The sequence below is a fragment of the bacterium genome (assembly GCA_016699045.1).
Lineage (GTDB): Bacteria > Babelota > Babeliae > Babelales > RVW-14 > AaIE-18.
In genome coordinates this window covers 1,057,221-1,081,107 of record CP064957.1, presented here as the reverse complement: position 1 = coordinate 1,081,107, position 23,887 = coordinate 1,057,221, and the positions used below count along the sequence as shown (strand labels likewise).

At 41.0% G+C, this 23,887-nt stretch carries 24 protein-coding genes; 11 read left to right on the top strand and 13 right to left on the bottom strand.

The annotated features are described in order from the left end of the window. The first annotated feature begins 88 nt into the window (after nt 1-88). From polA to IPF37_04880, 6 genes are all read left to right on the top strand, one after another. Nucleotides 89-2,857 carry a DNA polymerase I gene (gene polA / locus IPF37_04905; protein QQR48871.1) on the top strand — a complete coding sequence of 923 codons (2,769 nt, stop codon included), beginning with the start codon at nt 89-91 and terminating at the stop codon, nt 2,855-2,857. A gap of 134 nt (nt 2,858-2,991) precedes the next feature. After that, complete coding sequence (rpmA, locus tag IPF37_04900) at nt 2,992-3,249, top strand: 50S ribosomal protein L27 (protein ID QQR48870.1); 258 nt, start codon at nt 2,992-2,994, stop codon at nt 3,247-3,249. Between the two features lie 84 nt (nt 3,250-3,333). After that, the gene (gene secF / locus IPF37_04895) at nt 3,334-4,251 is read left to right on the top strand and encodes a protein translocase subunit SecF (protein QQR48869.1); all 918 of its coding nucleotides are present in this window, start codon (nt 3,334-3,336) and stop codon (nt 4,249-4,251) included. 231 nt (nt 4,252-4,482) lie between these two features. Continuing rightward, nucleotides 4,483-6,171 (top strand): transcription termination factor Rho, encoded by a 1,689-nt coding sequence (rho, locus tag IPF37_04890; protein QQR49850.1) that lies wholly within the window; start codon nt 4,483-4,485, stop codon nt 6,169-6,171. A 19-nt stretch (nt 6,172-6,190) separates the two neighbouring features. Then, the gene (gene tsaD, locus IPF37_04885; protein QQR48868.1) at nt 6,191-7,240 is read left to right on the top strand and encodes a tRNA (adenosine(37)-N6)-threonylcarbamoyltransferase complex transferase subunit TsaD; all 1,050 of its coding nucleotides are present in this window, start codon (nt 6,191-6,193) and stop codon (nt 7,238-7,240) included. Nucleotides 7,241-7,336: 96 nt separating this feature from the next. After that, on the top strand, nt 7,337-9,433 hold the full coding sequence (locus IPF37_04880) for a hypothetical protein (GenBank protein ID QQR48867.1): 2,097 nt from the start codon (nt 7,337-7,339) through the stop codon (nt 9,431-9,433). 292 nt (nt 9,434-9,725) lie between these two features. Here the strand turns inward: IPF37_04880 and IPF37_04875 are convergent, their stop codons facing one another. From IPF37_04875 to IPF37_04840, 8 genes are all read right to left on the bottom strand, one after another. Then, nucleotides 9,726-10,328 carry an ankyrin repeat domain-containing protein gene (locus tag IPF37_04875; protein QQR48866.1) on the bottom strand — a complete coding sequence of 201 codons (603 nt, stop codon included), beginning with the start codon at nt 10,326-10,328 and terminating at the stop codon, nt 9,726-9,728. A gap of 45 nt (nt 10,329-10,373) precedes the next feature. Then, nucleotides 10,374-11,060: an ankyrin repeat domain-containing protein gene (locus IPF37_04870; GenBank protein QQR48865.1), complete on the bottom strand. Its 687-nt coding sequence runs from the start codon at nt 11,058-11,060 to the stop codon at nt 10,374-10,376. 35 nt (nt 11,061-11,095) lie between these two features. Further along, nucleotides 11,096-11,680, bottom strand: a complete 585-nt coding sequence (locus IPF37_04865) for an ankyrin repeat domain-containing protein (protein QQR48864.1) — start codon at nt 11,678-11,680, stop codon at nt 11,096-11,098. Nucleotides 11,681-11,718: 38 nt separating this feature from the next. Then, a complete protein-coding gene (locus IPF37_04860; protein QQR48863.1) occupies nt 11,719-12,312 on the bottom strand; it encodes an ankyrin repeat domain-containing protein in 594 nt (197 codons plus the stop codon). Nucleotides 12,313-12,347: 35 nt separating this feature from the next. Beyond that, the gene (locus IPF37_04855; protein QQR48862.1) at nt 12,348-12,989 is read right to left on the bottom strand and encodes an ankyrin repeat domain-containing protein; all 642 of its coding nucleotides are present in this window, start codon (nt 12,987-12,989) and stop codon (nt 12,348-12,350) included. A 22-nt stretch (nt 12,990-13,011) separates the two neighbouring features. After that, nucleotides 13,012-13,647, bottom strand: a complete 636-nt coding sequence (locus IPF37_04850) for an ankyrin repeat domain-containing protein (GenBank protein QQR48861.1) — start codon at nt 13,645-13,647, stop codon at nt 13,012-13,014. Nucleotides 13,648-13,649: 2 nt separating this feature from the next. Next, nucleotides 13,650-14,243: an ankyrin repeat domain-containing protein gene (locus tag IPF37_04845; protein ID QQR48860.1), complete on the bottom strand. Its 594-nt coding sequence runs from the start codon at nt 14,241-14,243 to the stop codon at nt 13,650-13,652. Between the two features lie 96 nt (nt 14,244-14,339). Continuing rightward, nucleotides 14,340-15,104 carry a hypothetical protein gene (locus IPF37_04840; GenBank protein ID QQR48859.1) on the bottom strand — a complete coding sequence of 255 codons (765 nt, stop codon included), beginning with the start codon at nt 15,102-15,104 and terminating at the stop codon, nt 14,340-14,342. Between the two features lie 169 nt (nt 15,105-15,273). On the opposite strand from IPF37_04840, the gene IPF37_04835 reads away from it, so the two are divergent. The 3 genes from IPF37_04835 to IPF37_04825 are packed head-to-tail and all read left to right on the top strand — an operon-like array spanning nt 15,274 to nt 16,928. After that, nucleotides 15,274-15,720 (top strand): DUF2062 domain-containing protein, encoded by a 447-nt coding sequence (locus IPF37_04835; protein ID QQR48858.1) that lies wholly within the window; start codon nt 15,274-15,276, stop codon nt 15,718-15,720. Continuing rightward, nucleotides 15,717-16,175 (top strand): SsrA-binding protein SmpB, encoded by a 459-nt coding sequence (gene smpB / locus IPF37_04830; protein QQR48857.1) that lies wholly within the window; start codon nt 15,717-15,719, stop codon nt 16,173-16,175. The genes IPF37_04835 and smpB overlap by 4 nt, the downstream gene beginning before the upstream one ends. 9 nt (nt 16,176-16,184) lie before the next feature. After that, a complete protein-coding gene (locus IPF37_04825) occupies nt 16,185-16,928 on the top strand; it encodes a biotin--[acetyl-CoA-carboxylase] ligase (protein QQR48856.1) in 744 nt (247 codons plus the stop codon). Between the two features lie 4 nt (nt 16,929-16,932). On the opposite strand, the gene sppA is transcribed toward IPF37_04825, so the two are convergent. From sppA to ftsY, 5 genes are all read right to left on the bottom strand, one after another. After that, complete coding sequence (gene sppA / locus IPF37_04820) at nt 16,933-17,886, bottom strand: signal peptide peptidase SppA (GenBank protein ID QQR48855.1); 954 nt, start codon at nt 17,884-17,886, stop codon at nt 16,933-16,935. Nucleotides 17,887-17,916: 30 nt separating this feature from the next. Further along, nucleotides 17,917-18,345: a hypothetical protein gene (locus IPF37_04815; GenBank protein ID QQR48854.1), complete on the bottom strand. Its 429-nt coding sequence runs from the start codon at nt 18,343-18,345 to the stop codon at nt 17,917-17,919. Nucleotides 18,346-18,448: 103 nt separating this feature from the next. Beyond that, nucleotides 18,449-19,327 carry a peptide chain release factor N(5)-glutamine methyltransferase gene (prmC, locus tag IPF37_04810; GenBank protein ID QQR48853.1) on the bottom strand — a complete coding sequence of 293 codons (879 nt, stop codon included), beginning with the start codon at nt 19,325-19,327 and terminating at the stop codon, nt 18,449-18,451. Beyond that, nucleotides 19,328-19,945 (bottom strand): hypothetical protein, encoded by a 618-nt coding sequence (locus tag IPF37_04805; protein QQR48852.1) that lies wholly within the window; start codon nt 19,943-19,945, stop codon nt 19,328-19,330. 18 nt (nt 19,946-19,963) lie between these two features. Next, the gene (ftsY, locus tag IPF37_04800) at nt 19,964-20,857 is read right to left on the bottom strand and encodes a signal recognition particle-docking protein FtsY (GenBank protein QQR48851.1); all 894 of its coding nucleotides are present in this window, start codon (nt 20,855-20,857) and stop codon (nt 19,964-19,966) included. Between the two features lie 331 nt (nt 20,858-21,188). Here ftsY and IPF37_04795 point away from each other — a divergent pair, with 331 nt between their 5' ends. Together IPF37_04795 and IPF37_04790 are read left to right on the top strand one after the other, a co-directional pair. Beyond that, nucleotides 21,189-22,343, top strand: a complete 1,155-nt coding sequence (locus IPF37_04795; protein QQR48850.1) for a hypothetical protein — start codon at nt 21,189-21,191, stop codon at nt 22,341-22,343. A 33-nt stretch (nt 22,344-22,376) separates the two neighbouring features. After that, a complete protein-coding gene (locus IPF37_04790; GenBank protein QQR48849.1) occupies nt 22,377-23,876 on the top strand; it encodes an ATP-binding protein in 1,500 nt (499 codons plus the stop codon). Nucleotides 23,877-23,887 lie beyond the last annotated feature (11 nt).

The window sequence follows — 23,887 nt, the reverse complement described above, 5'->3', positions numbered from 1 at the left end:
AAAAACAAGTCTTTAAAACAGATACCTTTTTCAAAAATAAGAAAATAGTGCTACAGTAAAGAAATATTATTTGCTTGAAAGGTACTACGTGGATCTATCAGTTATAAAAAAAGATGCTCTATTTATTATCGACGGTTCTTATTTTTTGTACCGTTCATACTATGCACTTCCGCCCTTACATACACCGCAGGGCAAACCAACGCATGCGACCTTTGCTTTCTGCCGTACCATTAATAAATTAATAAAAGACTTTGATCCAAAAAAAATCGTGGTAACCTGGGACAGCAAAAGCTCTACAGCAACACGCGAAGAAGTCTATGCAGAATACAAAGCCACTCGTCAGGCAGCACCCAACGATCTTTTTGAACAAAAAGAAGATATTATTACCTTTATCAAACTGATCAACATGTGCACCGTTTCTAAAGATAATTATGAAGCCGACGATTTAATTGCGTCATTAGTTAAAGAAAATCCTGACGAGCAAATTGTAATCGTCTGCGCCGATAAAGATATGTACCAATTGTTATCACATAGCAACGTTCTTATTTTAGATACCTTTAAAAACAAACTCGTTTCTCAAGAAGATTTTATAACAGAACGCGGCTTTCAGCCGGCAAAGATTCCATTTTTTTATTCATTGCTGGGCGATGCTTCAGACAATATTCCTGGCGTCAAAGGTATTGGTAAAAAGACGGCAGAAGATTTGGTCAAGCAGTTTGATTCACTTGAAAATTTATACCAAAATATTGAAAGTGTAGAAAAAAAACGTACACAAACGCTTTTGAGTGAACAAAAAGATAATGCCCTTCTTTCTCTCAAACTCTTTTTGCCGCACTACACACAAACCGGTTTAGCTAAAAAAGATTTAGACTTTGATAAAAACAACTGGCACAACGCTGCTGATTTTTTTGAAGAACTTAATTTTAAAGGGCTGATTAAAGAAAACACCCCCGAAAAAAAAGAAAAGAAAAAAGCGTTGTCCGGCATTGAAACACAACAAAGTCTTTTTGAAAGTACCGAGCCAACATGGGAATGCGTCATTGTTTCAAGCATCGACCAACTCAAAAAACTTTTAAGTAAAATAGAGCAAATCGGCTATTGCGGCCTGGATACCGAAACAAGCGGCAGCGACCCGCTTCAGCACAAACTGGTTGGCCTTTCGTTTGCATACGACCATCAACGCGCTTACTACATTCCTTTACAGCATCCACATAACAATGCTCACCCACAAATTCCTTTTGATGAATGTATAGCTTTAATAAAACCTCTTTTGGAATCAGACAAGATAGAAAAATATTTGCACAATACCAAGTTTGACGAGCTTGTTTTTTGGAATAATGGCATAACGCTGCGCGGCACTACCTTTGACACATTGATCGCCGCCAATTTAATGCGCGAAGCGTGGCAAAAAATTAATCTCAAGAATCTATCGCTCTTTTTTTTAAACGAGCCAATGCGCAAATTTAAAGAAGTGATGGGCAAAGAATATAAAAGTTTTGATCAGGTACCCATCGAAAATGGCGCTGAGTACGGCGCACACGATGCCTTACAAACACTCAAGCTCAAAGAAATTTTTGAGAAAAAACTAGCAACCCAACCAACTCTTGAAAAGCTTTTTTATGAAATTGAAATGCCGCTGTATCATGTGTTAACCAGCATGGAAAAAAAAGGCATTGTGCTTGATGCAAAAATTTTAGAAACAACCAACAAAGAATTGGTAAAAGAATTAACGCATCTTGAAGAAAAAATCTTTGCGGCAATTTATCACGATAGCCAACCAGCTGAAAACGAACCTCTGCTTAATTTAAATTCACCAAAACAAATCGAAACATTGTTATTTGATAAACTGGGCTTACCAAGTGTTAAAAAAAATAAAGGCGGCAGCCAATCAACCGATCACGAAGTTCTTGAAAAATTAAGCAAAGTTCATCCTATCCCTGCACTTATTTTACGCCATCGCGAACTTGCAAAATTAAAAAACACTTATCTTGATCCACTTCCGCTCACGATCAATCCAACAACGCATCGCGTACACACCTCGTACAGCCAAACCATGACCGCAACGGGCAGGCTCTCGAGCAACAACCCTAATTTGCAAAATATCCCTGCCTCGTCAGATTATGGCTTCAAAATACGCTCCGCGTTTATAGCGCCGGCAGGACACAGCTTCATCGCGGCCGACTATTCTCAAATTGAACTGCGTGTGTTAGCACATTTAAGCGGCGATCAAAACTTGATCAAAGCATTTCAAGAGAGCCAAGATATTCACACACAAACAGCGGCCCAGCTCTTTGGCGTCCAACCAGAACTAGTTACGCAGGACCAACGCCAAATTGGTAAAAAAATCAATTTTAGCATTATTTACGGTAAGACTGCCTACGGCCTTTCTCAAGAACTTGAAATCTCAACAACAGAAGCAAAAAAATATATAGAAACATATTTTGCTCAGTACCCACACGTTAGAAGCTGGATGGAGACCGTTATTCAAAAAACGCTTGAAACTGGCTACGTTGAAACATGGTGGGGCAAACGCCGCTTTGTGCCTGAATTGGCTGAAAAAAATAAGATTCGTCATGAACTGGGCAGACGCATTGCCATCAATACAGCAGTCCAGGGAACCGCGGCAGATATTATGAAAATTGCTATGAACAGGCTCGACCAAGCTTTTACCGCCAAAAAGATGTCGTCCAGTATCATTTTACAAATTCACGACGAATTAGTAATTGAAACCCCAACTAAGGAGCTTTTTGAAGCAAAAAACATAGTTTTAGACATTATGCAAAATGTTACTACCTGGCAAGTTCCTCTTGACGTAAGCATAAAAACGGGCCAAAATTGGGGTCAAATAACCAAATAACCTTTGACTTTTTAAAAAAAAGAAAGCAAAATAAGATTATCACGTCCGAATAAAAAGACATCTGTAAATCATAAATCTTTGATTGAGAAACGATATCTTGTGTTGTTTAAGTATCACAAAACGAGGATTATAGCATGGCAACGAGTAAAAGTGGTGGATCTACGCAGAATGGCCGCGATAGTATAAGTAAACGTTTAGGTTGTAAGCGGTTCGACGGCCAAATCATTCTTTCAGGGAACATTCTTGTCCGTCAACGCGGAACAAAAATTCATCCAGGTAAAAACGTTATGCGCGGAAAAGATGACACTCTTTTCGCAATAGCTGATGGCTCTGTGAAATTTCATATTGGCTTTAAAGGTAGAAAGTTTGTTTCAGTTATTGCTGCAAAGTAAAAAACTGGGGATTCGTTTCTATGGCGTGTAGCGGATACAAGCATATAGTCAACTCTTTAATATTTTATTTGTGATGGGGAAGTAATGCAAGTTTCATCAGGTTTAGTAAAATATCGTTTTGATTTTTTGAAATACCGAGTTGCCGGATTAATGTTTTCTGTTCTTGTTCTCGTTACCGGCCTTGTAACGTACGCAGTTAGAGGCGGGTTTTCCTATCACATAGATTTTACCGGGGGCGCTGAAGTACGCGTATTATTTCAGCAGCCACTCAGTATCGGCGCCATGCGTCAAGCATTGGGCGGCGATGCAACATCAGGTGCTGAAATTCAAGAGCTTGGATCTGACGGCAAGTCATTTTTGATTACATTACACACAGACACTTTAACGGGTGACCTTGAAAGTTCTTTTAAAGCTCTTCTCCAACAAAACTTTCCAGACAATCCAGCCGAAATTAGCGGGATTGAACAGGTTGGCCCTGAGGTTGGCAAAGACATTAAATGGAATTCTTTTAAGGCAGTTTTTTTATCTTTGATTTTATTGCTTTTGTATATTGCGATTCGTTCACAATTTAGCTACGGCGTTGGTGCAACCATTGCATTGTTACATGACGTATTAATGATGCTGGTCTTTATTTTGTTAACGGGACAACAAATTTCAGTGCATATTTTGGCTGCTATTTTGGCAGTACTTGGTTATTCGCTTAACGATACCATCGTAATTTTTAGTCGTGTACGAGAAAATTTACAAAAAATGAGTGGCCTTTCAGAGTATGATGTTATTAACTTGAGCATTAACCAAACACTCAAGCGCACCATTTTAACTAGTGTTTCGACCTTTTTATCGATTCTTGCTATCATAATCTTGGGCGGCGACACGTTACGTGGACTTTCAATGGTTATGGCAGCCGGTGTGGTTGTAGGCACTTATTCTTCGATTTACGTTGCAACCGCGGTAATGTACATGCTCAGCAAAAAACAAAACCTTACGAGCGTTAATTCCTAATACTTTGTGCGACTCGTAAAAAAATCATCTAATTAAGTTCAGATTTCGCAAGCTTGCGATTATTTGATATAAATAAAATAACTTAACGTCATGTGTAGCATTATGTACCAACATTATGCTACACATTGTTCATATGCATTTACTATATGCTCTTACCTTATAAATAAATCTAGAATTGAGTTGTCAGAATAAAACATGGTTAATAATAAAAATAAGAAAAGCGATGGCCCTATGTCGACCAATAATACGAAACCGAAGACTCCGATAGTTCCAGACAACTCGGCACCCGATTTGAAAAACGAAACCTACACCGACACCCCACCTGCCCTTGAACAAGATTTTGAAGTTGCCCAGCTCGAGCAAAAAGATCTTTCTTATGCCCAACAACCGCAACAGCAACAGCACAACCCCCAAAAAAACAATCACCAAAATCAAAACAATCGCAAACGATCTTCTTCCCGTCCAAGCGGCAATAATAATAACAACAATAACAATAATCAGCATGGACGAAATTTTAAAAATAAAAAAAGTAATCAAAATCAACAACAACAGCAACAAATGCCACATTTTTCAGATCTTGACGACCTCATAGAAACACCAGAGAACAACGCTGAAAATGGTGAGCCAAGAAAATCAATCAATGTTCAAGAATTAAAAAGCATGGGCATCACCAGTTTGATTGCGTATGCAAACGATATTGGCTTGCCAGATATTAATTCATTAAAGAAGCAAGAAATTATCTTTAAAATTCTTGAGTCACAATCTGATAAAAAAATAGATATTTTTGGTGAAGGTATTTTGGAACGCCTTCCAGACGGCTTCGGCTTTTTGCGTTCTCCAAAATTTAACTATGTCCCAGGTCCTGACGACATTTATGTGTCGCCAATCCACATTAAGCGCTTTAACTTGCGTACAGGCGATGTGATTAAAGGAAGTATTCGCAAGCCAAAAGATGGCGAAAAATACTTTGCTTTACAACGTATTGAGTCAGTCAATTATCAATCACCAGCAGCTTCGGCCGCAAAAACTATGTTTGAAAATTTGACACCACTTTTCCCTAACACCAAATTTAATTTGGCCGAAAACACCAACTCCATCGCCACGCGCATCATGGATTTATTGGTACCAATCGGCAAAGGACAACGTGGTATTATCGTAGCTCCGCCACGTACCGGTAAAACAGCATTGTTAAAAGAAATCGCTAACGTTATCAAGCAAAATAATCCAGAAGTTAAAATGACCATTTTGCTGATCGACGAACGCCCTGAAGAAGTAACCGACATGGAACGTTCTGTTGACGCTGAAGTAGTAAGCTCAACGTTTGACGAGTACGCCACACGCCACATTCAAGTCGCAGAAATTGTACTTGAAAAATCTAAGCGCCTTGTTGAATGCGGCCACGACGTGGTAATATTGCTCGACTCATTAACGCGTCTTGCGCGTGCTTACAACACCATGGCACCATCGTCAGGCAAGGTACTGACCGGTGGTATCGACGCTAACGCCTTGCAACGACCAAAACGTTTCTTTGGTGCAGCGCGAAATGTTGAAGAAGGCGGCTCGCTCACTATTCTTGCTACTGCGCTGGTCGAAACAGGATCTCGCATGGACGAAGTTATCTTTGAAGAATTCAAAGGTACCGGCAACATGGAAATTCATTTGACACGCAAACTTTCCAACAAACGTGTTTATCCAGCATTTGATATTCAAATGTCAGGTACGCGTCGTGAAGAACTTATGTTGAGCGAAGATCAAGTTAAGAATATGTGGGTTCTACAAAAATTCATTACTTCTATGAATACGATTGAAGGTATGGAATTCTTGATTGATAAAATGCGTAAAACAAAAACCAACGATGAGTTTTGGGAAATGATGCTGAAGAAAAAGCGTACTAACGAATCGTCATCCTCATCTCAATAATTTTATACCGTAAACAACCATGGCACTCATCTTAGGAATAGAAACATCGTGTGATGAAACTGGGGCAGCTGTTTTTGATACAGCTGCCCAAAAAATTATTTCATACGCACTCTTTTCTCAAATTATGTATCACGAAAAATATGGCGGCGTTGTGCCAGAAATTGCCTCACGTTCGCAACTTGAACGAATTGATATCATCATTGCCGAGGCTCTTGCGCAAGCAAACATAACCGTTCATGATCTTGATGCGTTAGCCGTTACCAACACGCCTGGCCTTGCCGGCTCATTGCTGGTAGGTATCTGTTTTGCCAAAGGCATGGCGTGGGCAGCAAACAAAAAAATTATTGGCATTCATCATCTTGAAGGCCATGTATTTTCGCCATTTTTAAAAGCAGACAACTCGGTTGAACAAAATATCCCGTTTCCACATCTCAGCCTAACCGCTTCGGGCGGGCACACCGCGCTGTATTTAGTCAAAGGATTTGGCGACTACGTTCAATTGTGCAACACGCTGGACGATGCAGCTGGCGAGGCATTTGATAAAATTTCTCATTTGCTCAACCTTGGCTACCCAGGCGGACCGATTATTGAAAAGCTGGCGCAAGAAGTACACTTTGAAGATTTTTTTAAGTACCCGCGCACTAAAAATAAAAACAGTGAATTGATGTTCAGTTTTTCTGGTTTGAAAACAGCTATCTTGTACAACTTGGTAAACCAAGGCGCCTACAACTTACAAACCGGCCCCATCAAAGAAAAGATTACGCCAGAACTTCAAAAACAAGTTGCCAGCTCATTGCTCGTCTGCGTTGCTGATATTTTTGAAAAAAATTTAAAACTCGCGCTACAACAGTACCCAACCATCAAAGCCATTACGTTTGGTGGTGGGGTTGCCTGCAACAAATTTATCACACAACGTTTTAGAACCTTTTGCGAGCGACGCAAATTAGCGTTCTTTTCTCCACCTCCAAAATTTTGTACCGATAACGGCGGCATGATTGCCTTTGTGGGCGGCTACAAATATCATCAAGAAAAGTTTTCTGACTTGCATCTTGATGTGCATCGCTCCTGATCGTTACTCAACGCTTGTTGCAATTTACAAAAACATTAAATACTTTATGCTGCAGCTTAATCGACATTTGATTATTTTTTTCAAGAAAGCAGCTCTATGAATAAATACTTAAAATTTATTATCTTTTTTTTCTTTCTGAATACTCTCAACTGCTCTTCTTCTCACGCAATCAAAAAAACTTCTGAAACAGAAATAACTGATCAATCAGCAATTACTCAAAAAAGCTTTGCCGAACGTCTAAAAAAAATTCATATGGATTCGTTTGGTTGGGAAGATACTGACTGGTCGGCAAATACCATGCGCGAGTATCTTGAACAATACAGTTTCCATCGCATCAATCCAGTAGCGTCATTAAAGCGCCGCAGCTCCTTGGATTTTTTAAAAAACACTGAAACAGTCTACGACAATAAATCGTACGCATTGGACAATGAACAAACATGGAAAGACTTAAATCTTTTTTGCGGCGCAAGCGAACGCTCACAATATGTTGGCACAAGCATCGACCGCACCGCAACCGAACTGGGCACCTGCACACTTTTTAACATGCTTACTAAAGCAACCACCAACATTTCAAAACTACAAAAAAGACAAGAAGTCATTCAAACCTTAACGCAAGAAGCAGCCTTGCGCGAGCAACTACAAACACTCCTCGCAGCGTTAGAAAAACCAGAAACAGTGTTGTTATCTTTTTCCAAACAAGATCATTTTAAACAAACCGTCAATCGACATGCTTATTTTACAATTCCAGGCTTTCCAGACATACAGCTCGACATGCTCAATGAAAGCGATTTAGCATTACTTTTACTGAGCTTAAGTCAACATTCAGTCCGTATTTCAAGTACCGTCATGAGCGGACTCACGACAATTTCGCTCACTATTTACGGTATTTTACAACTAGCAAAAGTTGAAGAAACTCCAACACACATAACATCATTTACGGACCAATACCGCAATCAACAAAATTTAATGTGGCGCTATTTGTGGGACAAACCTCACGCTCAACTGCGCGGCATACTCGCATTGATGGGCGCAACTTTGAGTTTCTGGAACACCAAACAAAGTTTTGATTGGGCACACGATTGCTTCTTTTTTGAAGAATGTATTCATACGTTTACCGATTATGTAGCAACTTATTTAAAAACAGCACGAAATGTTTACGAAATATTAAAACAACATCCAGCACTGGCAACGTTTAAAGAATTTGCAGCTCTTAACGAATTCTTTGAAATAAAAATCAATGCCTCAGATAAATTGCAAGATCTGTTTGATTTACTTGAATCTGAAACATTTGCAGACCGCCCAAGCCTGTTAAATTCAATGTTTTCAGACAAAGGCGTCTTTGTGCATGCCTACCGCTTAATTGGTAATTTATCAGAAGACCTTCAAGATATGATGCGCGCCATGGGAAAAATTGATGCGCACCTTTCCCTCGCACAGCTTATGACAGAATCACAAAATACAGCAACGCCCTACTGTTTTGCAACATACGCCACAACCGACAAACCAATGATTGATGCACAAGATTTTTGGCATCCATTAATTAATGCGGACGATGTAATTCCAAATTCCATAACACTCGGCACCAACGGTAACCGCACAAACGTTATCTTGACGGGGCCCAATGCCGGCGGTAAATCAAGCACGCTTAAAGCACTCAGTATCGCAGTAGTGATGGCACAAAGCGTGGGCATTGTTCCTGCGCGCTCATTTACGCTCACGCCATTTAGTATGATTTCAACCTATCTCAACATCACCGACGATATTGGCGCGGGCAATTCGTTATTTAAAACTGAAGCAATTCGCACGCAACAACTTGTTGACGGCATTGAACATTTGCAACCAGGGAAATTCAGCTTTACCGTTTTTGACGAAATTTTTCATGGCACCTCGCCAGCAGAAGGAACCGCCGCTGCTTACAGCGTTGCCGAACATTTGGCGGGCTTTGATCAAAGCATGTGTTTGATTGCCACACATTTTCAGTTGCTCACCGAACTTGAAGAACACACCAAATCGTTTAGCAATTATCATGTTTCGGTTGAGCACCTGCGCAATGGAGAAATTTGGTATCCATACAAACTTGAGCGTGGAATTTCTGAGCAACATGTTGCGCTTGATATTTTGCGCAATCAAGGAATCAAAGGCTCGGTTATTGATAAAGCGATGGAAATATTAAAACGCGATGCAAAGAAGTAAAAGGCCGTTCAAATCCTTCGACAAGCTCAGGACGAACGGCTGATATGCAAGGCAAGTAGACGATAAATAGAACAATCAGGAAAAGGAAATTTGGAAAAACCAACGCTTAAATAACACTTATTAGTTCTAAAAAAGATTATTATTGTCCGCCGTCGGTTCTAAGCCCGTACGCCCTGCCTGTCCGTCGAAGCCTTGACGTAGTCGGAAGCTTGTCGAAGGGTCAAAGAATTTGAACGGCACCCTTTTTATTTATGATGTAACTTTTCGCGCTTGTTTTATTTTAACAATGCTGCTATGCCTTTGCATCCATATTTTCCTGCAAGCATTGATCGCAACTATTCCAAAGATGAACTCTGGCACCATATTGTAAAAGCTTAACCACACTTTCATAGTGGCGGCCAAAACCAGCAAAATCAAGCGGTGTGCTACCATGAACTTTATCTGCTGCATTAACGTCGGCGCCCCCCTCCACAAGTATAGTTATAATATCGTTATAACCATTCCTAGCAGCCATGTGAAGCGGTGTCCAACCAGAGTTATCTGCTACATTAACATCGACACCTATTGCTAAAAGTGTCGTTACAATATCGGAATGATTATTTATAACAGCCCAATGAAGTATGGTATTTCCCCATTTATCTGCTTCATCAGCATTAGCTCCCAATTCTAAAAGTTTTTTCACGCATTCCTTTTTGCCATGTTGAGCAGCCAGACGAAGCGGGGTATTGCCATCAGCATCCCGATCATCAACTTTGTAATCTCCAACTACCAAAAGCCTTTCCACTTCTGCCACACCACCTTCTCCTGCAGCTTCATGCAATGGAAAAGCCGCTGACGCTGCAGTTGTGGCAAACATGATAGCAATTAAAAATAATCCTAGAAATTTGTTGTTCATGATTAATCTTTCTTAAAAATAATTATGGAACTTGCTTATTGTTTTTTACTCGACGTCAGGCTCTTTGATTTCTAGACTCGCCGCGATTTCTTTTAAATACTCTGCAAGTTCGTGATGGCCATATTTTTCTGCAAGCATTGCCGGTGTCTTGCCCTCTTCATCTTTAGCTTCAACATCGGCACCATGTTCTAAAAGTATGGTTGCAATATCAGAATAACCTATACAAATAGCATAATGCAGTGGTGTATCGCCGGCAATAGTTTTAACATTAACATTAGCGTCTTTTTTTACAATGATTTCTACACAATCACAAAAACCTCCAATAACAGCATAATACAGCGGTGTCTTGCCATCTTTATCTTTTGCTTCAATATTGGCACCATGCTCTAAAAGTGCTCTAACGCATTCAGTTTTGCCTTCATCACTTGCGATATGAAGGGGTGTCCAACGATCATCATTGAGAGCGTCAATATCAGCCTTTCCGGCTAAAAGTGCGTTTACACAATCGACATAACCCCCTTTTGCAGCCCAATGAAGCGGTGTCCACCCCATGGAACTGCGACCGCGCATATTAACGTCATGCCTGGCCGCCAAAAGTTCTTCTATTTCTTGCACGTTGCCATACCTTGCAGCAATATGCAACGAGTCGCACATTGGCGTTGACAGACCTGGCACAGCGGTTGTGGTAAAAGTGATAGCGATTAAAAATAATCCTAGAAATTTTTTATTCATCACAGATCTCCCTTAAAAATAATTGTGTAACTTGTTTATTCCTGTTTTTGCTCGCCTGCAGGCTCTTTGTTTTCTAGACACTTCGCGATTCCTTTTAAATATCTTGCAAGCTCGTGATGGCCGCCCTGTTCTGCAAACATTGCTGGTGTGTTACCAGACTTTGTTGTTTTGGCATTTGCGTTAGCACCCTTTGCTAAAAGCAGGTCCACGCAATTTTTATGACCGAGCTTAGCGGCATAATGAAGTTGTGTTAAACCATTCTTATCGGGCAGATCAACCGTTGCTCCACCCGCCAAAAGTTCAATCATACACTCTGCACAACCATTGGAAGCAGCCCAATGAAGCGGTGTACTACCAAGCGTCAACGATCGATCATTGACGGCAGCTCCGCACTTCAAAAGTGCCTTTACACACTCAGCTTGGCAATTCCCAGCGGCATAATGAAGCGCGGTTCCGCCATAATCATTCCTGTCATTAACACTGCAAATTTTCTCTGTTAAAAGTCTTTCTATTTCTTTCACATCGCCAATTTTTGCTGCGACATGCAATGGAAAAGCCGCTGGCGCTGCAATATTTGCACATGATAAAACAACAAACAACAAGCAAAAAAATTTATTCATTACTAATCTCCCCAAAAAATAATTTTGCAACTTGTTTACTACTTTTCTTGCTCGACGTCAGGCTCTTTGATTTCTAGACTCGCCGCGATTTCTTTTAGATATTTTGCAAGTTCGTGATGGCCATGTTTCTCTGCAAGCATTACTGGCGTATTACCAGCCTTTGTTTTAGCATTTATCGCGTTGGCACCCTTTGCCAAAAATATGTCTACGTAATTTCTATGTCCTGACGTCGCGGCATAATGAAGCGGGGTAAAATAAGCACTATCTTGAGCATTAACATTCGCGCCATATCTTAAAAGTATCTCGACACACTCAACATTATCACGAAAGGCAGCATTAAGGAGCGGCGTCGACCCCCAACAGTCGAGAATATCAACCTGAGTACCACCATCCAAAAGCGCGATGACACAATCAACATGGCCCTTTCTAACAGCGCAATGCAGAGGCGTCGCACCTGAAGTATCAAAGGCCGTAAGGTCGAATTTTTTAGTCGCTAAAAGTCTTCTTACTTCTATCGCATCGCCATCTCTAGCAGCATTATGCAACGGATACGCAAAGTACAAAGCCATCGGCGCTACAGTTGTAGCAACCGTAAGGGCGGCCAGAAATGAAACGATAATTTTGTTATTCATGATGAATCTTTCTGAAAAATAATTTTATAACTTGTTTATTGTTTTTCTTGCTCGACGTCAGGCTCTTTGATTTCTAGACTCGCCGCGACTTCTTTTAAATATTTTGCAAGCTCGTGATGGCCATATTTCTCTGCAAGCATTGCTGGCGTCTTACCAGCTTTTGATTCAGCATTCACATCGGCGCCATGTTTTAAAAGTATAGTTGCAATATCATCAGCCCTACCCCATTGCGCAGCGAGATGAAGCGGCGTCTTGCCATCACTATTTTGACCATCAACATAGGCACCACTTTCTAAAAGTTTTCCTACACAACCAATATAACCTCTTAGGACAGCGCGATGAAGCGGGGTATCATGTTGACGATCTTGAGCATCAACATCAGCATGCCATTCTAGAAGTATTTTCACACAGTCAGCATGACCACTCTCAGAGGCGTAATGAAGCGGGGTCAGGTCATAGCCTTGCTTAGCATCAATATCGGCACCCTCTTTTAAAAGTGCCGTTACACCCTCAACGTCGCCCCGCCTCGCGGCCAAATGAAGAGGCGTCTCTGGAACTGGCCGAAAGTCCCGGGCACAAGGCGAAAAGTCATCGTCGCTCCATGGATCGATCATCGGCGCTGCGGTTGTGGTAACCGTAAGAGCAGCCAAAAATGAAAAGATAATTTTGTTATTCATGATGAATCTCGCTGAAAAATAATTATGAAACTTGTTTACCATTTTTTTGCTCTTTTTCAGACTCTTTGTTTCCTAGACGCTCAGCGACTTTTTTTAAATATTCTGCGAGTTCTTTGTAGCCTTCTTGCTCTGCAAACATTGCCGGTGTGTTACCAGCCTTGTTTGTTTTAGCATCCACATCAGCACCAGCTGCTAAAAGTTTTTCTACGAAATTGCGATGGCCTTTCTTGGCTGCATAATGAAGCGGCGTCAGGCCATTATTATCTTGGGTATCAACCTTGGCCCCAGCCTCCAGAAGTATTGTTATGCAATCAGAATAACCGCTAAAAACCGCCCAATGAAGCGACGTACTACCAAGCGTCAAAGATCGGTCATTAACAGTAGCAGCCTGCATCTCGTGAAAAGCAGCATATTTTAAAAGTACCCTGATACAATCAACGTGGCCATTTCCAGCAGCATAATGAAGCGCTGTCCCTCCGTAATCATTTCTATCATCAACCTTAAAACCTCCCGTTTCAAAAAGTCTCTCTATTTCTCCCGCATCGCCATTTTGAGCAGCCCAATGCAGCGGGAACTTCTCGGGATCAACAGCCATCGACACTGCGGTTGCAAAAAATGTGAGGGCGGCAAAAAATAATCCAATAATTTTGTTGTTCAAGATTAATATTCCTCTCCGATTTCAGCACCTTTGATAGTTGGCAGCTCTTGGTAGCTATCAAAAAAATCTACTACACTTTGCCTGCCATTTTCAGCTGCTAGATCTTTTGGCGTTTTGCCTTCTCCATTTTTTGCCTCAACATTAGCTCTAGCTTCGTATACCAAATACTTTACGCATTCAAGATAACCGCCTCTGGCTGCAAAATGAAGCGCTGTCATCGCACTAGACTCATTTAGCCACCAGTTATTGGAATCATCGTCACACTCTTGATGCCAATCATAACAAATATCTTCTTCATCAAACATTCGAAAAATATGCACATAACGTCGTATATTATTAAATTGAGTTTCAACATCAGCTCCTCGTTCTAAAAGTTTTTTTACACAATCAAGCCAGCCATACCTGACAGCGCAATGAAGCGCTGTAAAGCCATCACCATTTCGATCATCAACGCTGCAAATTTTTTCTGTCAAAAGCCTTACTACTTCTTTCACATCGCCATTTTCTGCAGCAGCATGCAATGGGAAAGCCATCGGCGCTGCGGTGGTTGCAAAAAATAAAGCAACAAACAATGAGCATAAAAATTTTGTGTTCATGATTGAACTTCCTTCGTATTCTTTAAAAGTGTGTAATATTTTTGACGGTCACTTTTTCGCAGCAAGTATATTAGAAATGTTTAAAATTTTTTAAATCTATGGCGTTAATGATAGAAGCCCTTTGCCTTTTGGCATCTTTTTTGTCGTCTCGTGAACCGGCTCATGAAAAATAGTTGAATCGAGCGAGTACAGCAATGACTTGGCAGCAGCGCGCGGCAACCGTTCAAGTTTCTTTTTTTTCAAAACAATACGCGGCAATTTTACAAAATTACCTTCAATGCGCACGTCCCACGGCTCAAGATAGTCAACAAATTTTGGATCAACTAAAACCGTAATCGTGTTACGATTTAACGCACGGTCCTTTTGCGGCAAAAAAGTTTCTTTCCAATCCCACACGCCATCTTGCGTACCCGTGCGCGTAAACGAAAATTGACGATAGGCTTTATCTTGTCGCACGCCCAAACTTTTGAGCGTGTTGGTATTTACAAAGCGCTGTTCAAGATGTTTTGCCAGCACCAACGAGTAACTATTAAATTGATGCTCTTTGTCCAACGGAAAAGAAAAAAAACCATCGCGATTGCTCACGGTTGCCATACCGTCAAAATAAACGCGAAACTGCGGCACCACATCTTCTTGCCCCGCAATGCGCACACACCCCATAATTTTAGGCGTTTCAGAAACAGGTACCACCACGTCTGGTTTTTGTTCTGCAACTGGTTGCGGAGGTGGCGGGTTAAGGTGCTTGGCGCGAAACTTTTCAAGATCGGCCATCGATTTAATAACCACATGTTGATTGGCTACCAAAACATTGCTCAGCATCAGTGCGATTACTAAACAGAAAAATTTCTTCATTCTTTTCATTATAGATCCTTTAATTGGCGATAAAATCTTGCAATAATTCAGTAAGTCTGCTTTGCTTAAATAGCATACAAAGGGACCTATCATTGTGCAAAAATACGCAATAAATAATACCTTTTTCCCGTACTTTATACCAAATGTTGTTCACGCTTCATGCAAGGAACCAATACCGATGGACATTAAAAAAAAAATAAAAACTATTTTTCACAAAGCACTCCACTCTGGCAGCTCGCCCCACACCCTTGCTCTTTCGTGTGCGATGGGCAGCTACATTGCCTTTTCGCCTTTTCCAGGCGCCCACACGATTATGATGTTTATCGCTCAATGGCTCTTAACGCTTAATTTCCCTCTACTTTTTGTAGTAACCTCGATTAATAATCCGTGGACCATGCTGCCCTTTTTTTCCTTTGATTATGCCTTTGGCTACTGGCTGGTGCATAAAATAGGCGGATTTGCGCCTACTTGGCATATCCCTTTGGAAAAAATCTTTGGATCTGGTAGTATATGTATCGTGTCATTCTTGGTGGGTGGCAATATTCTTGGTATCTGTTCGGCACTCCTCAGCTATCCAATCATGCTGATGATTTTTAAAAGATTACTGGTAAAACAACGACCATGAAAGAACTAGCTCGTAATAAAAAAGCATTCTTCGACTACGAAATTAATGATACCTTTGAAGCTGGCATTGTCTTGATTGGCGATGAAGTTAAATCAGCACGCGCTGGTAACATTTCATTAACCGATGCTTTTGCAACAGTCCACGGTAACGAGATTGTTTTAACGAACTGCTACATCGGCCAGTACTCGCACGCTTTTGATAAAAAAACGGGCGACTTTACACGCCGCTCGCGTACCTTGCTGCTCAACAGAAAAGAAATCAATCGTTTGATTGGTGAAGTCTCGCGCAAGGGCATGACACTCATTCCCATCAAAATGTATTTAAATAATCGCGGGCTGGTAAAAATTGAAATCGGCGTCGCCAAACATAAAAAAGCACACGATAAAAAACAAACCATTAAAGAACGCGATATCAAACGCGAAACAGACCGCACGATCAAACAACGCGTTTCATAATTTATTCTCATGACGCACAACATTGGTTCTGCTTTTTTTTATACCCAAAATTCAGACAACACGATGGCATGGGCAAAAGAGCATCTTGCAACAGCACCTGACGGGGCGGTATTTATTGCGCATGAACTCACGCACGCACGCGGCCGCCAAGGAAGAGTTTGGCACTGGGCGCCGGGCCAACTGGCGCTGACTATCGTACTGAAACCAACATCACCAACACACGAAGATGATTTGGTAAAACTTTCTATGGCACTTGCCTGCGGCATTTACGAACCAATCAAAAAATATAGTGTCACGCTCAAATGGCCTAACGATTTTGTGATTGATCAAAAAAAAGTTGGCGGCATGCTCTTGGAACTAGTCTGGCACGATAAGCAACTTTCAGGAATTATTTTTGGTTTTGCGCTCAATGTTAACAACACATTTAAAACAACGCACGAAGTCGTACAACGCGCAACCAGCCTGTGCACACACGCCCACCAATCACTTGATTTGCCGGCACTGCAAACAGCACTGATCTCCAGTTTAAACTTTTGGTATAACGCATGGTACGCACGTGCGTATGATAATATTTTTACCACGTGGGTTGAAGCTCAATCGTATCTTGGTAAAAAAATTACCGTCCATAAAAAAGATGGGAGTATCGTGGCAGGCACAGCCCAGCACTTACTCCCAAACGGAACTTTATTATTGAACGTCGATCAACAAACATCGATTTTGCTGTCGTTTCATGATGTTGATTTTTTAACGTAAAAATTTATGATTGCAGCGTAACCTTATTTTGCGTTTGTGTGCTCATAAACGAACTCCACACATTACTCAAAAAGATGCCTGCTTTTTTTGACAACGAAGAAGAACCTATCAAAGAACCACCATCATCATCGCCCGCAAACATCTCCATCACGGCATTGCGCTTCTTTTTAAGCGGCACGAATTCAATCTCATCATCTTCGCCAAGACCAATAACCTTTTTAACTTCATCAACGGCATCGTTGTACGAACCAAGTTGATCGATCAGCCTCAACTCAAGCGCTTGACTGCCTGTAAAAATTTTACCATCAGCCCATTCGCTTGCTTTTGCAACATCAAGATGCCGCGCTTGCGCAACATCGTTTACAAAAATTTTGTATGATTCACTAGCAAGGTCTTGCAAATGAAGCTGCTCTTCATCTGTCAAATCACGCACGGGGTTGCCCGCCAATTTAAATTTACCACCATTAATATACACAACTTTCACATGACAAAAATCTGCCAACCCTTTAACGTTGGGAACTTGCATGAGCGAGCCAATGCTGCCCACCAACGACGATCCATTGGCAATAATTTTATCGGCGCTGCACACGGCATAGTAACTGGCCGAAGCGCAGATATTTTCAACGTACGCAATAACCGGTTTTTTTAATTTGAATCGCTTGATCTCATTAAACAATGCTTCGGCAGAACCTGAAACGCCACCTGGTGAATCTACTTTAATCAGCAGCGCTTTAATGTCAGATGACTTTTCAAAACGACGTAACATTTTGGCATAAAACGTTGAATCATCAATAGCACCAGAAAGTTTCATGTAACCAACATGCACCTTTGGAAATGCCGCGCTCGATACAGCTTCTTTAAGCGTGGAAAAAACAACCGGCACGAAATTAAGGATGAGTAAAACAAAAAAGATATTTTTTAAAATAGTAGCAAGCGAACGCTTTGGTTTTTCTTCCACAAAAGATCCTTTGATAGCAAGATTAATTTTTTAAACGTTAACAACCGTCTTTGGAATTCCAACAATACGACGTGTCTCAAAACGCTTACGTTCATTTTTTGGATTATGATCAATTAACGAAAGCTTATTGTCACCAGAACGATACGTAACCGTTACCACACGCTCAACATTTTTTAACGTCTTGGAAAATTCTTTGTTTTGAGATTCGGACGACTTATGATAATCCTTGAAATGAATTTTTGCCGTTGCAGAAATTGGCTGGTTATGAGCTAAACGATACGTATACGAAACAAAATGTGGCTTACCAGTCGCTGTTTTAAGATCAGACGCAATATGGCGCCATGCATGATTAATCAATGCACGATCATCAAAAAATGAGCTGGTTGCATTCACGACCGACACGCATGAAAAAATAAGAAAAACATATAACAAAGAAAAATTCTTAGACCACTGTTTCATGATTATCTCCTTCAATTTTCAATATTTTACCAAGCAATAGACAATACGAAAAACCTCAATAGTAACTATTAAAGGCCAAATGTAAGAAATTTTGTACATCGTGTCAAATTCGGGCAGTTACCCAACGACGCAACCCGCCCAAATCATGATAGACCTTAACCTGGTTAAACCCACCATTCTTTATGATCTCTTCAATCTCATCCTGATCTTTACCAATTTCAAAGACGAGTTGAGGAACCTTGTCATTATCTGATGGTAACAAAAAATCTGGCGCTTGTGCAACAATGCGCTCATACAGCCCCATGCCATGGCGCGGGGCTACCAGCGCGTTCTTATCTTCCCACACCGAAACTTCTTTGCTGACCTGCAGATACGATTCATCAGACAAATAGGGCGGATTGCTGATAATCAGATCAAAAGGTTGTTTTGGATCAAGCGCTTGAAATAAATCAGAAACCGTAAACGTCACACGCTCAAGGTTGTTGTGATGCGCATTGCGCCGCGCCAAATCAACCGCGTGAGGGTTTTTGTCAATCCCAACAACATGCGCCTGTTCAAACGCTGCCGCCAACGCAAGCGCTATGCAACCAGAGCCGGTACACAAATCAAGGATTTTCCAATCAGCACGGCCAGACACGCGCAGCACGTCAATCAGCCACACCACTATTTCTTCAGTTTCTGGCCGCGGAATCAGAATGGGCGGCTCAACAATAATGTCGAGATCGGCAAACGGCACCGACCCCAAAATATACTGTAGCGGTTTCTTGTCCTGCGTTCGTTCTTTAATCCAACCAGCAATACGCTGTTCGCGCTTATCGTCCCATGCAACAGTACCTTGCGCAATCAAATATGCTTGTGGCTGGTTAACTAATTTTTCAAGTAACCACCACGCTTCTTGACTCGCATCATGTGCCGCCAAGCCTCCAGCTACCAGCATTTCTGACAGAGCAGCAATGATGCGTTGAACAGGAACGTTATGCATTTATTTTTCCAACAACAATGTTTCAATCGTATTAAGTAACTCAATAACATGCGCTTTAAGGTCAGCAGCTTCACGCAAACAATCTTGAGCTTCTTGATAAAATGATACTGGCGGTTTTTCATTTTTATTTTTATACGTTACCAACGTAAAAAGCTCGGTTACGCATTTATCAAGAATAGTTTCTTCTTCTTTCAATTGTGCCGCAAAAGAAATAAGTGGTGCTTTTTCTTCAGAAAAACTACGCATTATATATTCTGCCAAGATACTCAACCCAGCTTCGCGCGATTGCGCTGCACTTGTTTTAAGCGCATCAAAAAAATTGTTATTGTGAGCCCAAAACAACGAACGATATTTATTTACAGCCGCATTCAAACGCACAACCGCATCATGCTTTTCTTCAATTCCTTGAGCCGTTACCACGCCAGCGGTAAGAATCTGTTTGCCATTTTCGTCAGTTTTGACATTTTTTAAAATATCTTTAAATGACTGGCCTGGCTGTTTTAATGCATCTTCAACTTTATTGCGAACGCGACGCAAGCTTGGCATAAGATCGTCTAACGCATTCACGTGAGCGCCAACAGAAACAAAAACCAACGCAGCCAAAAAAATTTTCTTCATAACTTTTTCTCCTTTTTTTTATTCATGCAATAAGTCATGCACATAATCACGCGCATTGAAATCACTCATATCTTCAATGCCTTCACCAAATGCAACAAATACAATTGGCACCTTAAATTGCTCGATAATCGAAAATACAATACCACCCTTACCGGTACCGTCAAGCTTGGTTACCACAATGCCATCCAACGTTGTTGCTTCATGAAAAACTTCAGCTTGGCGCAAAGAATTTTGTCCCAACATTGCATCAACCGTCAACAACGTTGCTACCGGAATATCAGGCAATTGTCGATCAATAATCTTTCTCATTTTTTCAAGCTCACGCATCAAATTCGCTTTGGTTTGTAACCGACCTGCCGTATCAATAATTACGTGATCAAAACCACCCTCTTTAAATCGCGTACAACCATCAAAGATAACCGATGCCGGATCTTGATGTTCACGACCAATAAAAACTTCAACATCAGAACGCGCACCCCACTCAGCCAACTGCTGCGTTGCTGCTGCACGAAACGTATCGCCAGCAATCAATAAAACTTTTTTACCTTGCGCTTGTAAACGATACGCAAGTTTGCCAACAAAGGTCGTCTTGCCACTGCCATTAATGCCCACCATCAACGTCACCGCTGGCAACGCTGCAGGCTTGCCGGGCGCTTCAAGAATTGTTTGTAACATCTGTTCAAGTTGCTCACGCAATTGCTCGCCATTCTCAATAGTTTTATTGGCAATATGTAAGCGCAATTGAGCTATTAAACGCTCTGTTGTTTTAACGCCAACATCGGCAACTAACAATAAATTACTCAATTCATTAATAAATTGTTCGTCAAGTTGATTGCGTAAAAAAAGTGATGCAATTTGTTGCGTAAACCCCGTGTAAACTTTTTTTATTTTATCTTTAATAAAACCGAGCATGACAATCCTTACAATAAAAAACCTAATATACTCAAATACGACTTTAACTCGTTATGTCAGCAAAAACAAGATCATTTTGAATATTGCACACTTGAATTCAAGACAAAGAAAATTTATGAAAAATATTATCAATATGTGCAAGAAAAGAAAGGTTTTTAAATTTTTTCTTGCATGAGCACTTTATCAAAACGAAAACCATTGTAAAATGTTTTTTTGCTGATATGATACGTAATTATTATTTAAGATACTGATTGTAAATAAATTTATTTGGGGCGAGTAAGTGTTTACAAATATAAGGTCGGTCGTTATAGGCATCTTTGCATTGCACTTCATGAGTTTCTCGGGCTTTTGCTCTCCAACATATACAACAGAAGAAACTCAGGCCGACCTTGCCTTCTTTCAAAAAAAAAATGCTCCTTTGCCTCCAACACATTCATCAAAAAACTCGGTTGCATTTTATCAAGACGATGATTCGCTCGATGCATTCATTCAAGACATCGAACACAAAACAGCGCGTTACGGCGGCGATGAATTTATTGATTATGTTTTGAATACTGAACAACGACAAATCGATCGTCAAAACGCTTTTAACAACACACTCGTTTACGACATAGAACTTCCGCTTTCACGCATCGACAGACCACTGCATCTCGGTATTTATTATAAAGATATTATTAAAGCAGTGTTTACCAGCGCCAGCGTTGGGCTTGATTGGTATTTGTATCAAGCACTTGAAACGCACTACGTTAATGTGCTAAGCACCAGCTTGATTAAACAACAAAGCTTACCAACCGCAAACTCTGCTGACGCACTACACGTTTCGTATAGCACCTTTAAGCGGCCTGAACTGGCAAAACTTATTGGCACCCATTTCCTTGTCCATCAACTTGCTCAAGCACTGCGCAACAGCTTGATGGGCAGCAAAGACCAAGCATTCTCGTTTTTTAAAACAAATGAACCAGCACAAAATCCAATCCCTATTTTTTCGCTGATTGAAGAACACATTGTCATGTTTATGCCATTTAATTCCACACAAACAAACCTGATTGAAATTGCCAACAGCCTCTTCAAGCGCTGCGGCCTCATTCCTGCCTTTTTTCAATCTACAACCTTTGAGATGACACAATCGCTGGCATTTCAAATGCTCTTTATTGCTTGGTTCAATAACATGGTATTAGTACCAGTCTGGGAAAACTATGCCCAGCAAAACCATGAAACACTCAATAATTTTCTGAGTACCTACCATCAACTACCAGCAACAGCCAAAGAAAAACGCGCCGTTATTGAAAAAAATATTGCCTCCTGCATTCACACCGGCATTCATTTTTCATTCCGCACCTGGTTTGCCATGCATAACAAAAAAATGGCTGAGTGGCATTTTTATAGCTCAGTTATCACCTCGCTGCCAGGCTGGTATACCATGATTAAACAAGCTTATAACATATATCAACAAGCAGTTACAGATACCGAAACTGCCGATAAGTAACCTGCTGTTACTTATCATTAAAATGGAACCGTTATGAAAAAAATTAATTTTCTGAATATACTTCTTCTCTTTTCAACAAGCGCATGGGCAGCAACGCCTCAAGTTGATATCAATCTTGGCGGGTTCAAGCTCAACGCCAACGATGTTGCCGCAGCCGTTACCAAATCGGCACAAGTCATTGCCGAAGCAACACGCTTTAAACGTGCACAAATTGAAAGCAAGATTAATGTCTTAGAAACACAGCGCCAAGGAATTGGCGTCAAACGCGATCAAGGCATCATGGGCGGTGCAGCTTATGAACAAGCAAGCAAAAGCTTTGACGACCAAATAAAAGCACTGCGTAAAGAACTTAAAAATTTAGATCGACGTAGCGAAAAAACCGGCGAAAATGTTGAAAAAATTATTACCACCGGCTGGCAAACCGCGATGGATGTTTACCAAAAAGAACATGACCGTAAAACACAAATCGCCATCACTGCCGCCAACAAAGCGGTTGAAAATGAAGGTGCTATGGAACGCTTGCGCTTTCTTACTGAGTTTGCAACACAACCAGAAACACTCACGCGCTCCAGTATCTTTTTGGCGGGCACACTCACGCTATTGAGCGTTGTTTATTATGGCGGCAAACTTACCTATCGCTATGCGGAAGCAAAAATGAGCCGACCAACATTAGCAACCAACAGTTTTCATGTCACGTGGCTTGAACGCTTCAAAACATTTTTCCAGTTAGCAGAATCCAAAGAAAAAGTGTTTGACGATGTTATCTTCAGCGAAGCACTTGAAGAAAAATTACGCAATTTGGCTGATGATACAAAAAACATTCCGCAAAGCAAACTACCATTCCGTAATCTTTTGTTGTACGGCCCACCCGGCACTGGTAAAACATTGTTTGCTGAAAAACTAGCAATGTATTCCAACATGGACTTTATCTTTATTCCCGGCGGCAACTTTGCGCAGTTTGAACAAGGACAAGATATTGTTGAACTCAATAAATTGTTTGATTGGGCAGACCAAGCGCCTAACGGGCTGATTATTTTTATTGACGAAGCAGATGCATTTTTGCACAAACGTACTGGTAATGATCAGCACGGTACCAAAGTGATTAGCACCTTCTTGGCGCGCACTGGCGGACTCTCTGAAAAATGTATGTTTATTTTGGCAACCAACGACCCAAACAAACTCGATGGCGCCGTGCTCAGTCGTATGCATAAAAAAATTAATGTCCCGCTTCCAACGCTTAATGAACGCATCAAACTCATCACGCTTTATTTAAATAAATTTGCAACTCAAACTCAACATGCAACCGTTTCAAGCTTGGTAACTGAAGAGTTTTTATGCAATGTCGCAGAACAACTTGAAGGATTTGCGGGTCGTGATATCAAACAAATTTTCTTGGACGTGCAGTACATGGTCGCCCGCACCAACGACAAAATGTTAACACCAGCCATTATTATGCAGGCGGTTAATGAAAAAATTGCTGAACAACATATTACCTACTCGTTAAACAGCGAAGAGCTGCCACCAACTACTTAGCAGCACCTTTG

Excerpts from the sequence above, each read along its gene's own strand:
- IPF37_04845 (QQR48860.1), bottom strand. The coding sequence starts at position 14,243 with ATGAACACAAAATTTTTATGCTCATTGTTTGTTGCTTTATTTTTTGCA.
- rho (QQR49850.1), top strand. The coding sequence starts at position 4,483 with ATGTCGACCAATAATACGAAACCGAAGACTCCGATAGTTCCAGACAAC.
- IPF37_04825 (QQR48856.1), top strand. The coding sequence starts at position 16,185 with ATGACGCACAACATTGGTTCTGCTTTTTTTTATACCCAAAATTCAGAC.
- IPF37_04860 (QQR48863.1), bottom strand. The coding sequence starts at position 12,312 with ATGAATAACAAAATTATCGTTTCATTTCTGGCCGCCCTTACGGTTGCT.
- tsaD (QQR48868.1), top strand. The coding sequence starts at position 6,191 with ATGGCACTCATCTTAGGAATAGAAACATCGTGTGATGAAACTGGGGCA.
- secF (QQR48869.1), top strand. The coding sequence starts at position 3,334 with ATGCAAGTTTCATCAGGTTTAGTAAAATATCGTTTTGATTTTTTGAAA.
- IPF37_04880 (QQR48867.1), top strand. The coding sequence starts at position 7,337 with ATGAATAAATACTTAAAATTTATTATCTTTTTTTTCTTTCTGAATACT.
- IPF37_04805 (QQR48852.1), bottom strand. The coding sequence starts at position 19,945 with ATGAAGAAAATTTTTTTGGCTGCGTTGGTTTTTGTTTCTGTTGGCGCT.
- ftsY (QQR48851.1), bottom strand. The coding sequence starts at position 20,857 with ATGCTCGGTTTTATTAAAGATAAAATAAAAAAAGTTTACACGGGGTTT.
- IPF37_04875 (QQR48866.1), bottom strand. The coding sequence starts at position 10,328 with ATGAACAACAAATTTCTAGGATTATTTTTAATTGCTATCATGTTTGCC.
- IPF37_04835 (QQR48858.1), top strand. The coding sequence starts at position 15,274 with ATGGACATTAAAAAAAAAATAAAAACTATTTTTCACAAAGCACTCCAC.
- IPF37_04795 (QQR48850.1), top strand. The coding sequence starts at position 21,189 with ATGAGTTTCTCGGGCTTTTGCTCTCCAACATATACAACAGAAGAAACT.
- smpB (QQR48857.1), top strand. The coding sequence starts at position 15,717 with ATGAAAGAACTAGCTCGTAATAAAAAAGCATTCTTCGACTACGAAATT.
- prmC (QQR48853.1), bottom strand. The coding sequence starts at position 19,327 with ATGCATAACGTTCCTGTTCAACGCATCATTGCTGCTCTGTCAGAAATG.
- rpmA (QQR48870.1), top strand. The coding sequence starts at position 2,992 with ATGGCAACGAGTAAAAGTGGTGGATCTACGCAGAATGGCCGCGATAGT.
- IPF37_04865 (QQR48864.1), bottom strand. The coding sequence starts at position 11,680 with ATGAATAAATTTTTTTGCTTGTTGTTTGTTGTTTTATCATGTGCAAAT.
- IPF37_04870 (QQR48865.1), bottom strand. The coding sequence starts at position 11,060 with ATGAATAAAAAATTTCTAGGATTATTTTTAATCGCTATCACTTTTACC.
- IPF37_04855 (QQR48862.1), bottom strand. The coding sequence starts at position 12,989 with ATGAATAACAAAATTATCTTTTCATTTTTGGCTGCTCTTACGGTTACC.
- IPF37_04840 (QQR48859.1), bottom strand. The coding sequence starts at position 15,104 with ATGAAAAGAATGAAGAAATTTTTCTGTTTAGTAATCGCACTGATGCTG.
- IPF37_04790 (QQR48849.1), top strand. The coding sequence starts at position 22,377 with ATGAAAAAAATTAATTTTCTGAATATACTTCTTCTCTTTTCAACAAGC.
- IPF37_04815 (QQR48854.1), bottom strand. The coding sequence starts at position 18,345 with ATGAAACAGTGGTCTAAGAATTTTTCTTTGTTATATGTTTTTCTTATT.